Source organism: Nocardia inohanensis NBRC 100128, from assembly GCF_001612945.1.
Taxonomy (GTDB): Bacteria; Actinomycetota; Actinomycetes; order Mycobacteriales; family Mycobacteriaceae; genus Nocardia; species Nocardia inohanensis.
Genome location: NZ_BDBK01000010.1, coordinates 108,982 through 122,746 on the forward strand (window position 1 = coordinate 108,982; position 13,765 = coordinate 122,746).

Consider the following 13,765-nt stretch of genomic DNA (forward strand, 5'->3'; position numbering starts at 1 on the left):
ACTTAGCACGACATTTCGGACATCTGAAGCACCCGAATTCCAGTGTCTCGCCGGGCGATCGTCAAGAGTAGAGCCGCACCTTGTCGGCGGATTCGTTCTGGCTGGAGCATTCCTGATACGGATTCGGCTCACCCTGCCGTTCCCCGCACACCCACCGCACGTTCTCCACGACGACCGCGATATCACCGCTCGACTGTCCCGCACGCTGATCCGCGTAAGCCGTCACGACAGCGGATGCGTTGGGACAGAACTCATTTCCCTTCGCGGTCGAAGCGACCACCGCCAGCCCCCAAGGCCCCGTACCGCATCGCACGATCTCGTGCCCCGCCGCAGGAAAGGCCGCAGCGGAGGTAGCCGGCGCCACCGAACTCGCCGCCCCACTGGGCGCGGAGGCGGTTAAAGAATCGTCATCACAGGCCGTCACCCCGCAGCCGAGCACGGCGACAAGGGTTCCGAAAGCGAGCCGTCCAGCCAATCCACGCACCAGCGCCTCCCAAATCGTCAGGCCACCCCCTCGCGATTCTGCCCCGCCCCGCCGCGACACGTCGCACGCCACGCGGGCCCACTCCCCACCCCACCGCGAGCGTGCTTTGGTTGCGGGGGTCTCTCGGCCGATGCCGCAACCAGTTCACAGTGATCGGCCGACCAGGTCGTGGGTCAGCCGACGTCGCGGCGGAGCCAGGTCACTTCGGCTCCTTCGCCGCCGAGGCGGAAGGGTTCCAGGGCGTCGTCCCAGGGGGTGCCCAAGGCGCGGTCGAGTTCGGCGGCGATCTCGTGCGCCGAGTTGCGGCCTTGTGCGCGGGCCTCGGTGACGATGGCGCGCAGGCGCATCTCGCCGACCATGACGTCGCCGTTGGCGCTCATGGGGGCGTTCCACAGGCCGAGGCCGGGGACGAAGCTGTAGCGCTCGCCGTCTACGCCTTCGGAGGGGTCTTCGGTGACTTCGAAGTAGAGGACGGGCCAGTCCCGCAATGCTTTGGCTAACCGGCCGCCGGTACCGACCGGGCCATACCAATCGGTGGTGGCGCGGAGATGGCCGGGGTCCGCGGGCTGGGCGGTCCATCTGAGTTTCGCCGGTGATTTCAGGGTCGAGGTGAGCGCCCATTCGATATGCGGGCACAGCGCGGCCGGCGACGCATGGATGTAGACGACTCCAGACGTCGCCTCCGCGAACTGGTTCGACGCGCGCACCACTGACACCTCCGGCTGGACGAGGGACGTCTTCCCCAACGACCCGACAGCCGGCGTTGCCCGAGTTTACTGGAGTGCCCGGTGTTACGTGTGTTGCTTTCGAGACGTGTCGCGCGGCGATGCGGACGCGCCGGGGCGCTACCCGAACTCGGCGATGACGGCGTCACTGAGGGTCGGCCACGCCGCCCGGGCCCAGTCACCGAAATTTTCGTCCGCCAACCCGAGACACGCCATGCCGACTTCCGGGTCGATCCACAGGAAGGTGCCCGATTGCCCGAAGTGTCCGTAAGTCCGCGCCGAATTGGCCCCGCCGGTCCAGTGCGGGATTTTGTGATCGCGGATTTCGAAGCCCAATCCCCAGTCGTTGGGGCGCTGCGACCCGTAACCGGGGAGTACGCCATTGCGTCCCGGGAATTGCACTGCGGTTGCCTCGGAAAGCAATTCGGCACTTACGATTCGCGGGTTGAGCAATTCTTCAGCGAATCGCAGTAGGTCTGCGACGGAGGATTGCGCGGCATGCCCCGCCGGGCCCGCGAGCACCGACGATCCCATGCCGAGCGGTTCGAAGACCGCCTCGTGCAGGTAGCGATCGAAGGGGATCCCGGTCTGGGCGGCAACGAAATCCGCGAGCACCTCGAACCCGGCGCTGGAGTAGATCCGCCGCGCGCCCGGCTCGGCGAGCACCTCGCCGGTGTCGAACGCCAGCCCGGAGGTGTGCGCCAGCAGATGCCGCACCGTCGATCCGGGCGGGCCGGCGGGCTGCTCCAGCTCCACCGCACCCTCCTCGACCGCGACCAGAACCGCGTACGCCACAAGGGGTTTCGTCACCGACGCGAGCCGGAAGACCCGCTCGGTATCGCCTTCGGTGTCCACGGTTCCCTTACCGCGCACCGCCACCCCGGCCGCCGCATGCCGGACCGGCCACTGTCGAATCTGCTCGAGCGCTCGCACTCCCCGAGCCTACGAGCCGGTCCGCGTCGAGTCGCTGCGGGGCGCGCTACGCATCGGAGCCGGAGGGGGTGAGTTGCTGGGCGGGCGCGCGGTTGAGCGCCGAGCGGCGGCGACCGTAACCGAAGTAGATGACCAGCCCCACCGCGGACCAGAGGGTGAAGGCCAGCCAGGTGACGCCCGGCAGATGCAGCAGCAGCCACCCGCACATGAGGACGCCGAGCACGGGCACCAGCGGGACCAGGGTGCGGAAGGTGCGCGGCAGCTCGGGTTTGGTGCGGCGCAGCACGAGCACGCCGATGTTCACCAGGCCGAAGGAGACCAGGGTGCCGATATTGGTGGCATTGACGAGCTCGCCCAGCGGCACCAGCGCCGACAGCACCGCGACCACACCGCCCACGATGAGGGTGTTCACGGTGGGCACCCGCTTCTTGCCGACCTTGGACAACACCTTCGGCATCAGCCCGTCGCGCGACATCGAGACCAGGATCCGGGTCTGCCCGTAGAGCACGGTGAGCACCACCGAGGCGATGGCGATGACCGCGCCCGCCGCGAGAATCGTTGCGGGCCAGCTGCGCCCGGTCACCTGCTCGAGCACGGTGGCCAGGGAGGCGCCGGAGCCGCTGACGTCGTCCACGCCGACCGCGCCGACGGCGGTGAGCGCCACCAGCACGTACACGATGGTGACGATGCCGAGCGAGATGATGATGGCGCGCGGCAGATCCCGCTGCGGATTCTTGGCCTCCTCACCCGCGGTGGAGGCGGCATCGAATCCGATGAAGGAGAAGAACACCATGGAGGCCGCCGCCCCGATACCGGCCACGCCCATCGGCGCGAAGGGGTGCAGGTGCCCGGAGTCGAAGGCGGTGACCGCGACGACCACGAAGAACACCAGCACCGCGATCTTCACCATGGTGGTGATGGTGGTGACCCGCGCGCTCTCCCGGATGCCGTCCAGCAGTACGCCGGTGGCGAGCAGAACCACCACGGCCGCAGGCAGATTGACGATCCCACCCGCACCCGGCGGCGCGGACAGGGCTTCGGGAATCCGCCATCCGATGGTGGAGCCGAGGAATTCGTTGAGGTAGGACCCCCACCCGACGGCGACCGCCGCCACCGACACCCCGTACTCCAGCAGCAGGCACCACCCGCACACCCACGCGATGATCTCGCCGAGCGTGGCATAGGTGTAGGAGTACGCCGACCCGGAAACCGGTACGGCCCCCGCCAGTTCCGCGTACGACAGCGCCGAGAACAGGGCGGCCAGCGCCGCGATCACGAACGACACCACCACCGCAGGTCCGGCCAGCGGCGCGGCCTCCCCCAGCACCACGAAGATGCCGGTGCCCAGCGTCGCACCGACCGACAGCGAGATCAGCGCGACCAGGCCCATACTGCGCTTCAGCGCGGTGTGCTCACCATCCGAAGCGAGCTGTTCGACGGGCTTGGTCCGCAGCAAAGAAGTGGTAATCCGAGAGAGTCCGGGCACGTACTGCGACGCTACCTGGTGAGACCCCGGAAACCGACTCAGGGGTCCCGTGTCAAGCGCGCTTTCAAAACCCGAGCTACCCACCGGCTTCCAACCGGATGGCGGCTCAGTGCGTGGCGTCGTAGGGGCCGGCGTGGATCGCGGACTGGTGCTGGGCGAGCAGATCGCGACGGCGGGTGAGGTCGGCGATCTGGTCGTCGAGGCGGGACAGGCCGTCGTGCACGATCTTTCGGGTGCGATCACAGTGCTGGATGCCGGTGGCCACGGCGCAGGGCAGGAGTTCGCGGATGGCGCGGGTGTTGAGGCCGGCCCGGAGCAGTTCGCGGATGCGCTGGACGCGGGTGGGGGCCTCGGCGTCGTAGCTGCGGTAGCCGTTGGAATCGCGGTGCGGGACAAGTAGTCCCTGCTCCTCGTAGTAGCGGAGCAGCCGCGGGGCGACGCCGGTGGTCTGCGACAGTTCTCCGATCAGCACTGTGACCTCCGGCACTCGGGGTTGACGTTCACATCCATGTGAATCCCTAACGTCGCTGCCATGACGAACATTTCGCTCTCCACCACGGTCACCGGATCCGGCCCCGCCATCGTGCTCGCGCACGGGGCCGGGGGTGGCATCGCCGCCAATTTCGGTGGGCTGATTCCGCTGCTCGCCGCGGCCCATACCGTCATCGGCCCGGATTACCCGGCCGACGACACCCCGCTGGATCTGGACGAGCTGGCCGACGCACTGGTGGCGGCGGCCGTCGCCGCCGGGGCGGAGGAGTTCACCATCGTCGGCTATTCGCTCGGCACCGCGGTGGCGGTGCGGGCGGCGGTGCGGCATCCGGAGCGGGTGCGCGGGCTGGTGCTCACCGCGGGATTCGCGCGGGCCGACAATCGCACCGGGCTGACCGCCGAGCTGTGGCAGCGCCTGCTGGCCGCCGGTGATCGGGAGGGCTTCGCCCGCCTCGTGCTGCTCTCCGGTTTCGACCGGGACTTCGTGAATTCGATTCCCCCGGAGCAGCTTTCGGCGGCGATCGCGATGACCGCCGCGAACATCCCCGGCGGGACGGCCGCGCAGGCCGCGCTCGTACTGGCCGCCGATGTGACCGCCGACCTGGCGCGCATCACGGTGCCGACCCTGGTCATCGGGTTGACCGGCGACCTGCTGGTCGATCCGGCCAATGCCCGCGCCCAGGCGGCGGGCATCCCCGGCGCGGAGTATCTGGAGCTGCCGGGCGGCCACGTGATCATGCTCGAGCAGCCGGCACCCTGGCATGCGGCCATCCTCGAATTCCTGAGCCGGCAGCCGGTCCGGGGCTGAACCTGACCGGCCGGTAAGTTCGGCGGCTACCATCGAGGGATCATGAATGCGCATGTCACGATCCACGGTGAGGTGGAATCCGGATTCGGGCCGGTGGCCGATGCTTTCCGGCGGAATTTCGACCGGCACGGCGAGATCGGCGCGGCGGTGGCCGTGTTCGACGGGAACCGGCCCGTCGTGGATCTGTGGGCGGGGCACCGGGATCGGAAGCGGCGGGTGGCGTGGGAGCGCGACACCATGGCCCCGGTGTGGTCGTCCACGAAGGGCATGACGGCGTTCGTGTTCGCGGCGGCGGTGTCGCGGGGGCTGCTGGATTACGAGGCTCCGGTGGCGAAGTACTGGCCGCAGTTCGCCGCGCACGGCAAGGAATCGATCACGGTCCGGCAGTTGCTGGATCATCAGGCGGGGCTGGCGGCGCTGGATCGGCCGGTGCGGCTCGCCGATATGGCGGATCTGGATCGCCTCGCCGGGATCCTGGCGGAGCAGAAACCGTTGTGGCAGCCGGGAACCCGGCACGGGTATCACCCGATCACGGCCGGGCTGTATCAGGGTGAGCTGATCCGGCGGGTGGATCCGGCACAGCGCACCTTGGGCCGAGTATTCGCCGAGGACTTCGCCGCGCCGTTGCACCTGGATTTCTATATCGGCCTGCCGGAGGAGATTCCGCTGGATCGCGTGGCGACCCTGTCCGCCACCGCGGGCCTGGACATTCTGCGCTACGAGCGAGATCTGCCGCTGCGCATCGGAATTCAGCTGTACAGCAAGCAGGGGCTGTCGTTCCGCGCGTTGAACAGCCCGCAGGTCGGCGCACCGGCCCGCGCCGCCCGCCGGGAATTCCTGGAGGTGGAGAGCCCGGCGGCGGGCGGTGTGGGCACGGCGCGGGCACTGGCCCGGGTGTACGGGGCAGCGGCCGGGGAGACCGGCGAATTGCCGATCGACCGAGACCTGCTGCAACGCTTGGCCAGTGCCGATACCGCCGACGACGTCCCGGCCGAGGACCTGGTGCTCCTCACCCCCAGCCGCTACCACCTGGGCTTCCGGAAGTCGCGCGGCAGCTTCCGATTCGGCACCGACAAACGCGCCTACGGCACCACCGGCTACGGCGGCTCGTTCGGATTCGCCGATCCGGCAACGGGTCTCGGCTTCGGCTACGTCATGAACCGCCTCGGCATGGCCGTGCTCGACGACGTGCGCTCGCGCAATCTCCGCGAGGCCCTGCTGCGCTGCGGCTGAAACGCGCTACGCCTGCTCGACGTCGTGCACGTGGTGCACCAGATCGTGCACGAAGTACCGCGCCATGGAATCGATGGTGAATGCCGAACCGTTGCCGCGCAGCGCCGCCCGCTCGCGCTCGGCCTCCGGCACGGATTCGAAGGCGGCCGCTGCGATTTCGGCCACATCCGCGAGTTCCGCCGCGACGGCGCCGGGCTGCTGCGCCGCATAGTTCTCGGCGACGGCGGTGACGTCCTGATCCCAGTTGGAGAACATGGGCACCCCGGATTCGGTCACCGTGACCGCGGCGTCGTATCCGCCGATCTGCGGCCCGGGGCGCGCCGCCGCGGTGCGGGCGATATCGAGGCGATGGGTGAAGATGCGGCACACGTCGCGAACATGGGCGGCGTACTCCAGATCCGACCAGGTCGAATCATCCGGCCGGAGCGCGGCATCCGGTCGTCGCAGGGCCGCGCCCAAGCGCACGGCGCTGTCGCGGACCAGGCCCGGCACCGCCGCGTAGGCGATGGCATCCGGGTCGAATCCGCATTCGGCGCAGGCGCGTTCCAGCACCCAGGTCCAGTCTTTGGTATCGGCGACGATCGGCATGCCACCCACCGTAGGGTGGCAGAAGATTAACTTCCACCGATATCCTGCCAACAGACACCAAGATCGCGACAGGTTTGCCGGGTACGAAAAATCCCTTTCGCACCCGGCCGCCGATTGGCTACCGTCGCAGCCGCAATATTCCCGACGAAAGGACACTCCGGTGAACACGCACACGGCCCTCCGCCGACGACTGCGTTCGCTGCGCGCGGCCGTCGCGCGCGGCGTGCTGCGGACGATCACTGCATGAGTTGATGCGCCTTCTCGAACAATTCGAGCGTGATGGCGTGCAGGAAGTCACCGACCTGCTTGGGCGCCTTGCCCGCGAACGCGCGGGCATGGGTGCCCTCGAGCACGATGCCGAGCTTGAAGCAGGCCAGCACCGTATACCAGGTGACATTGCTCAGATCCCGGTCGGAGAACTTGCCGTAGTGCTCGATCATCTCGGCCGGGGTGGGCAGCCCGCCGGCCGCGCCGAGCGAACCGACCAGCGCCGCACCGGTGGTGCCGGGTTCCGGACGGGTGGCGATCTGCCAGCCCAGATCCAGTAGCGGGTCGCCGATGGTGGACATCTCCCAGTCGACCATGGCCACCACTTCGGGGCCGTCGAAGGAGAACATCATGTTCGCCAGATGGCAATCACCGTGCAGGATGCCGGGTTTCCAGTCGGCGGGGCGATTGCGATCGAGCCACTCCCCCACCCGCTCGACGCCCGGGATCTCCGGTCCGGGGTAGCCCTCGTTACCGCGGTACGAGTCGAGTTCCTTGAGCCAGCGCGGCACCTGACGCTCCAGGAAGCCGGCCGGTTTGCCGTAATCGGCCAGGCCGAGGGCTTCGTGGTCGAGCGACCCGAGCCGCGCGATGGCCTCCACCGCGGACAGTCCCATCTGCCGCCGCACCTCCGGGTCACCGGCATGCAGCTCGGGCAGTTCGTTCTGCGGGTTGAAGCCGATCACCGGCTCCATGAGATAGAACGACGCGCCGAGCACCGACTCGTCCGGGCAGGCCGCGATCACCTTGGGCGCGCGGACGCCGGTGCCGTCGAGCGCGCCGAGGATCCGCGATTCCCGGCTGATCACCGTATTGCTGGCGGCGCGCAGATGCTTGGGCCCGCGCCGCAGCACATAGTCCTGTCCGCCGCGGGTGAACCGCAGCATGATGTTCTGGGTGCCGCCGCCGAGCGGCTGCACCTTCTCGAACTCGCCGCCGGGCAAGCCCTGCTCTTCCATCCATTTGCCGACGATGGCGAAATCGACGACGTCACGATCCACTTCGACCGGCTGCGCTACAGACATGCCTCACATTGTGCCGTAGACCACCCAGCAAACTGAAGGCATATGCCAGCAGTAGTGGCGGCGGCCTCGTTCACGCAGGTCGGAGCGGGGTGTGCGGGCGGGGTTGGCGTAATGTGCGGGATTGAAATGCGCACCCTGCTGATCGACAACTACGACTCGTTCACCTACAACCTGTATCAGCTGATCAGTGAGGTGAACGGGGTCGAACCCGTGGTCGTGCGCAATGACGAGGTGCGCGATATCGACGGGCTGGGGCTCGCGGAATTCGACAATATCGTCGTCTCGCCCGGGCCCGGGCGACCGGATGTGGTGCGGGATTTCGGGATCTCGGCGGCGGTGATCGCGGAGTCGGAATTGCCGTTGCTGGGTGTGTGCCTCGGGCATCAGGGGATCGTGATCGCGGCCGGGGGCGGGGTGGTTGCCGCGCCGCGGGCTCGGCATGGATATCCGGATCGGATCACGCATGACGGGCGGGAGCTGTTCGACGGGCTGCCGCAGGATTTCCCGGCGGTTCGATATCACTCGCTGTGTGCGGCAATGCCGTTGCCGGACAGCCTGGAGGCGACGGCCACCGCGCCGGATGGTGTGATCATGGCGGTACGGCATCGGACGCGGCCGCAGTGGGGGGTGCAGTTCCATCCGGAATCCATTGCCAGCGAACACGGTTCGTCCCTGCTGCGCAATTTCGCCAGGCTGACGGCGAAGCACTGGGCGCGGCGGGATCGACTCGGACCCGCACCTCGTCATCCCGGCGTGCCCTTGGCCGGGATCCACAGTGAGCGTGTGGATTCCGGCCGAAAGCATGCCGGAATGACGGTGGCGGGGGTCGAGTACCGCGTCGAGCAGACGGTGATCGAGCGGGCCGTGGATGCCGAGGCCGTGTTCCTGCGCCTGTACCGGGATTCACCGACCGCGTTCTGGCTGGACAGCGAGCATGTGGAGCCGGGGCTGGATCGCTTCTCCTTCCTGGGTGACGCCTCCGGGCCGCTGGCCGAGGTGGTGCGATATCGGGTGGGCGACGGACAGGTGTCGGTCACCTCCGCCGCGGGGGAACGCACGGTGCCGGGCACCGTACTCGACTATCTATCCGGCGAACTATCCCGTCGCGACATCGAATTCCCGGATGTGCCTTTCGATTTCGCCGGTGGCTATGTCGGCTACCTGGGCTATGAGATGAAGGCCGACTGCGGGGCCGCGACCGCGCATCGGGCCCCGGCTCCGGACGCGCAGTGGGTGTTCGCCGATCGCCTGGTCGTGGTCGATCACGAAGCGGGCCGCACGCACCTGCTGGCGCTGGCCGAGCCGAGCGCGGATTCCCTTGCCGCCGCACAGGATTGGCTGAACACCACGCGCTCGGCGGTGCAGGCCCTGCGGACCTGGGAGAATCCACCGGACCTGTATCTGCGCGCCGAGGAGAGCGCGGTCGCACCGCTGCTGACGCGGGGCCGGGAGCGGTATCTCGCGGATGTGGCGGCCTGCCGCGCGCAGTTGAACGCGGGCGAATCCTACGAAATCTGTATCACCGACAGCGCGTATCTGCCCGCCGACAGCGATGGGCTGAGCGTCTACCGGACCCTGCGCCGCTGCAATCCCGCACCGTACGCGGCCTTTCTGCGTTTCGACGAGCTGGAAGTGGCGTGCTCGTCACCGGAGCGGTTCCTCAAGCTGGACCGGGCGCGCACGGTGGAGAGCAAGCCCATCAAGGGCACCGCGCCGCGCGGGCAGACCCCGGACGAGGACGAGCGGCTGGCGGCGGAGCTGGCCCGCGACCCCAAAACCCGCGCCGAGAACCTGATGATCGTGGATCTGCTGCGCAATGATCTCGGCCGGGTGTGCGAGATCGGCACGGTGCATGTCCCGAAGCTGATGGCGGTGGAGTCGTATACGACACTGCACCAGCTGGTTTCGACCGTGCGCGGGACGCTGCGCCCGGAACTGGACGTCATCGACTGCCTGCGCGCCTGCTTCCCCGGCGGTTCCATGACGGGTGCGCCCAAGCTGCGCACCATGGAGATCATCGACGAACTGGAGACCGAAGCGCGCGGAATCTACTCCGGCACCATCGGCTTCCTGGGATTGGGCGGGACCGCGGACCTGAACATCGTCATCCGCACCGCCGTCCGCTACGACGGCCGCTGGCGGGTCGGGGCGGGCGGCGCGATCGTGCTCGACTCCGATCCCACGCAGGAGTACCACGAGATGGTCTGGAAGGCCGCCGCCGCCCTGCGCGCCCTGCCCGGCGTGGGCGTCGCACCGCTCCCCTCCCCCTGACTCCCTGCCCGCTTCATAAGCAGCATCCTTCCGCGCGGGACGGGCGCGACGCCTACTTGCGGCGGTCGCGGCGCGAGTTCGAGGCGGGCGGTTCGGGTTCCGGTTGCGGGCGGGTGGTGAAGCGCCCGAGCAGCGAGATGCCGGGGAGTTTGTCCAGGCGGGCGAAGACCTCCTCGCCGAGGGCGGTGACCGCTTCGAGCCGGGTGAGCAGCTTGTCGTAGGCGACGAACGCCGGCTCGGCCAGGGCCAGGGTGCGGTCGAGGCGGTCGATGGTGGAGTTGAGCCGCTCCACCGCGGTGGTGAGGTTCTCGATGAGATCGGGGAGCTGGGCGGCCAGCTGGATCGAGGCGGGCGGGAGCCGGACCGCGGTGTCGAAGGCGGTGGTGGCGGTGAACTGGGCGGAATCCAGGGCCTGACCGGCCGCGTTCTGGGCGGCTTCGACGGCGGCCTGCGCGGCGGCGAGGATATCGCCCGCGGTGGGCACGCGGGACGGCTGCGGTTTGCCGCGCGACGGCTCGGGTTTGCGGCTCGGCCCCTTCGGGTTGGTCATGCCTCCACTGTGCCGCAGACCGGACAGTATGCAACCTCCGCACCGACTCGGACGCATATCGATTCGAGCCGGACTCCCCCACCCGCCCCCGGATGCTCGCGGAATGCTGGTTGTCGGAGCCCCGTGGTATAGGTCGAGCACAATGAAACTCACCAAGGGTGGCCATGCGCCGGTTCCGACATCGCTTCTGACGGTTGTCCTTTCGTGGCAGTCCGATCACGAGGTGGACGCGCACGCCTTGCTGCTGACCGGCGACGGGAGAGTCCGGTCGGACCGTGACTTCGTGTTCTTCAACGCACCCCGGCACATATCGCAGGCCGTGACCTTGGATCAGGACCCCGCGCCCGGCACCGCGCGCCTGTCGGTGTCCCTCCCCCGCACCGAGGCCGAGGTGACCCGGATCGTGCTCACCGGCTCGCTCGACGACGGCGCTTTCGCGGAGATCCCGGGGCTGGTGCTCACGGTCTTCGACAATCACCGCCCGGTGGCGTGGTTCGAGCTCGCCGACGCGGAATCGGTGCGGGCCATGATGTTCGGCGAGTTCTACCGCCGCGACGGGGAATGGCGATTCCGGGCCGTCGGACAGGGCTGGGCGAGCGGGCTGGCCGGGATCGTGACGGAATTCGGCGTGCGCGTGGACGATCCGGGACCGGCCGGGACCGCAGGCGCATCGCCGGTCGGGCGCTCCGGAGCAACCGGGCCGGCGGCGGCCGGACGGTCGGAGGCAGCGGGAACCCGCGAGGCAACCGCACCGGGGCGGGCCGGGGCGACCGGGCAACCCGAAGCCGGTGCGCCGGGCGAGGATTCCGGGTCCGAACCGGTGCGGCGGCGCGGGTTCACCCTCGCCCGGCCGGCGCGCGAGCTGCCGCTGCCGCCACCCCCGCGCGCCGAACTCGCGGATTGGCATCCGGATCCGGAGCAGCCGGGCCGGCTGCGATGGTGGGACGGAACCGAGTGGACGGCCGCCGCCCGGGCGATGCCGCCGGCCGACGCCCGGCATTGCCCACGGTGCGGGCGGCCGCGCCGGTTGCGGTTCTTCGGCCGCCCCGCGCCCTGCCGGGAGTGCGCGGCGGAGATCGAGGAGTATCTGGCGGGCTGGCGCGGACGGGCCGAGCGGGTGCTGCGGACGGTCGGCGTGCGCGGCGACGATTGGGCCGGATTGTGGACGGCGCTGCGCTATCAGCGGATCGAGCGCGGGGCCGGGCTGGCGGTGTTGCGGGCGGCCGGGCACGACCATGTCGAGCGGCGGGTGGCGTTCGCGTTCGCGGACGGCGCGATCGAGCAGGCCGAGCTGGACGGGTTCGAGGAGACGGTGGCCGAGCTGGCGCTGTCCGGGCCGTTGATCGAGGATCTGCGGCGGCGAATGGGGCGCGGGCGCATGCTGACTCGATTGCGGGCCGGGGAGCTGCCGGTGGTGCCGACGCCCGGTTTGCATCTGGATCCGGGGGAACAGGTGCATCTGAATGTGCCCGCCATCCACATCCGGCAGCTGGCGCGCGGGCCGAAGCTCACCGAGGGCCGGCTGATCCTGAGCAATAAGAAGCTGCGCTTCACCGGAGCCGATACCGGCACCGAAATGCCTTGGGCGCGAGTGGTTTCGGTGGCCTCCGAGAACGGGAAGGTCGCGATCGCCGCCACCTCGGCGCGCGGCGGGGCCAGCTTCGAAGTGGCGGACCCCGATCATGTCGCCGCCACGGTGGAGGGCGCGCTGCGCGTGGCCAAACGCCTCGCGTTGTCCCCCGGCCGCCGCGACACCCGCTCCATCTCCCAGGAGATCAAAGCCCAGGTCTGGCAGCGCGACGGCGGCAAATGCGTGGAGTGCGGCGAGAGCCACTACCTGGAATTCGACCACATCATCCCGATCAGCCGCGGCGGCGCCACCAGTGCGGCCAACCTCCAGATCCTGTGCCGGGCCTGCAATCGCGTGAAGGGGGCGCGCATCTGAGGCGCGTTACCGGAATCGGTCGCCCGCCGGTACCACCTGTCGCCCATCGCACACCATGCGATGAATCATGTTGAGTAACAATGACCGCGGTTCTACCGTCCCAGAAAAGCGCATCGGGAAAGGGGCTCGGCATGCAGGTGGCGGTAGTGGGCGGAACGGGAACGCTGGGCAGGCCGGTGGTGCGGGAACTGGCGGCGCGCGGGCATACCGTGCGGGTGCTCTCGCGCACCGCGCCCGCCGAACCGGTGCCGGGCGCCACCCATCACGCGGTGGATCTGGTCACCGGAGCCGGGCTCGACGAGGCGCTGGAAGGCGTGCACACGGTGGTGAACGCCGCCAGCCATCGCGGATTGCGCAGCGGCAAGGTCCTGGTCGCGGGGGTGCGGGCGCTGCTGGCGGCCGAGCAGCGGGCGCGCGCCGGGCATCACGTGGACATCTCCATCGTGGGCTGTGAGCGGGTGCCGTTCTCCTACTACCGCACCAAGACCGCGCAGGAACGGGTGGTGACGCAGGGGCAGATTCCCTGGACCCTGTTGCGCGCCACCCAATTCCACGAACTCATCGACGAGACCCTGGCGGCCGCGGCCAAGGCGCGCCTGGAACCCCATGGCGGCCTGCGCTTTCAGCCGGTCGATGTGAACGCGGTGGCGGCGAAGCTGGCCGACGCGGTCGAGGCGGGCCCGTCCGGCCGGGTGCCCGATGTGGGCGGCCCGGCCGTGCACACCCTCACCGAATTGGCGCGGGCCCGCCGCGCGGTGGTCGGCGAATCCCTGCTGGCCCTGCCGATTCCACCGCTCGGCCGGGTGGCCCGACGCGTGCGCGGCGCTGCGCTGTGCCTCGGCGACGACGGCGAGGCGGTGTCGTTCGACTACCCGGAGTGGCTGCGGCGGCGGTACCCGAAGCCGGGCCGCTGACCTGGCTCCAGCTTGCCGCGGCGGCCGTCTCGCGGGTATCGGGA

13 protein-coding genes are annotated in these 13,765 nt (G+C 69.3%); 5 read left to right on the forward strand and 8 right to left on the reverse strand.

What is annotated here, in order from left to right; translation table 11 throughout:
• Positions 1-61 precede the first annotated feature (61 nt).
• From NI1_RS20170 to NI1_RS20190, 5 genes are all read right to left on the reverse strand, one after another.
• Positions 62-226, reverse strand: coding sequence for a hypothetical protein (locus NI1_RS20170; RefSeq protein ID WP_157535224.1), 165 nt, complete (start codon positions 224-226; stop codon positions 62-64).
• A 431-nt stretch (positions 227-657) separates the two neighbouring features.
• Positions 658-1,191: a DUF3145 domain-containing protein gene (locus NI1_RS20175; protein ID WP_067823833.1), complete on the reverse strand. Its 534-nt coding sequence runs from the start codon at positions 1,189-1,191 to the stop codon at positions 658-660.
• A 138-nt stretch (positions 1,192-1,329) separates the two neighbouring features.
• A complete protein-coding gene (locus tag NI1_RS20180; protein WP_067823078.1) occupies positions 1,330-2,142 on the reverse strand; it encodes a serine hydrolase domain-containing protein in 813 nt (270 codons plus the stop codon).
• A 46-nt stretch (positions 2,143-2,188) separates the two neighbouring features.
• On the reverse strand, positions 2,189-3,628 hold the full coding sequence (locus NI1_RS20185) for an amino acid permease (protein WP_067823081.1): 1,440 nt from the start codon (positions 3,626-3,628) through the stop codon (positions 2,189-2,191).
• A gap of 106 nt (positions 3,629-3,734) precedes the next feature.
• Entirely contained in the window at positions 3,735-4,100 is a 366-nt protein-coding gene (locus tag NI1_RS20190) for a MerR family transcriptional regulator (protein WP_067823836.1), read from the reverse strand.
• Positions 4,101-4,160: 60 nt separating this feature from the next.
• Between NI1_RS20190 and NI1_RS20195 the strand changes: the two genes are divergently transcribed.
• Both NI1_RS20195 and NI1_RS20200 read left to right on the forward strand, forming a co-directional pair.
• Positions 4,161-4,928 carry an alpha/beta fold hydrolase gene (locus tag NI1_RS20195; RefSeq protein WP_067823084.1) on the forward strand — a complete coding sequence of 256 codons (768 nt, stop codon included), beginning with the start codon at positions 4,161-4,163 and terminating at the stop codon, positions 4,926-4,928.
• Between the two features lie 42 nt (positions 4,929-4,970).
• Positions 4,971-6,161: a serine hydrolase domain-containing protein gene (locus tag NI1_RS20200; protein WP_067823089.1), complete on the forward strand. Its 1,191-nt coding sequence runs from the start codon at positions 4,971-4,973 to the stop codon at positions 6,159-6,161.
• Between the two features lie 6 nt (positions 6,162-6,167).
• On the opposite strand, the gene NI1_RS20205 is transcribed toward NI1_RS20200, so the two are convergent.
• On the reverse strand, positions 6,168-6,749 hold the full coding sequence (locus tag NI1_RS20205; RefSeq protein ID WP_067823838.1) for a DinB family protein: 582 nt from the start codon (positions 6,747-6,749) through the stop codon (positions 6,168-6,170).
• Between the two features lie 236 nt (positions 6,750-6,985).
• Positions 6,986-8,041 carry a phosphotransferase family protein gene (locus tag NI1_RS20210; protein WP_067823092.1) on the reverse strand — a complete coding sequence of 352 codons (1,056 nt, stop codon included), beginning with the start codon at positions 8,039-8,041 and terminating at the stop codon, positions 6,986-6,988.
• Between the two features lie 126 nt (positions 8,042-8,167).
• On the opposite strand from NI1_RS20210, the gene pabB reads away from it, so the two are divergent.
• Positions 8,168-10,312, forward strand: coding sequence for an aminodeoxychorismate synthase (gene pabB, locus NI1_RS20215; RefSeq protein WP_067823841.1), 2,145 nt, complete (start codon positions 8,168-8,170; stop codon positions 10,310-10,312).
• Positions 10,313-10,364: 52 nt separating this feature from the next.
• Here the strand turns inward: pabB and NI1_RS20220 are convergent, their stop codons facing one another.
• Positions 10,365-10,862: a hypothetical protein gene (locus NI1_RS20220; RefSeq protein WP_245663317.1), complete on the reverse strand. Its 498-nt coding sequence runs from the start codon at positions 10,860-10,862 to the stop codon at positions 10,365-10,367.
• A gap of 142 nt (positions 10,863-11,004) precedes the next feature.
• Here NI1_RS20220 and NI1_RS20225 point away from each other — a divergent pair, with 142 nt between their 5' ends.
• Both NI1_RS20225 and NI1_RS20230 read left to right on the forward strand, forming a co-directional pair.
• Positions 11,005-12,807: a TerD family protein gene (locus NI1_RS20225; protein WP_067823094.1), complete on the forward strand. Its 1,803-nt coding sequence runs from the start codon at positions 11,005-11,007 to the stop codon at positions 12,805-12,807.
• Positions 12,808-12,938: 131 nt separating this feature from the next.
• Entirely contained in the window at positions 12,939-13,721 is a 783-nt protein-coding gene (locus NI1_RS20230) for an SDR family oxidoreductase (RefSeq protein ID WP_067823097.1), read from the forward strand.
• The last annotated feature ends 44 nt before the right edge of the window (positions 13,722-13,765 follow it).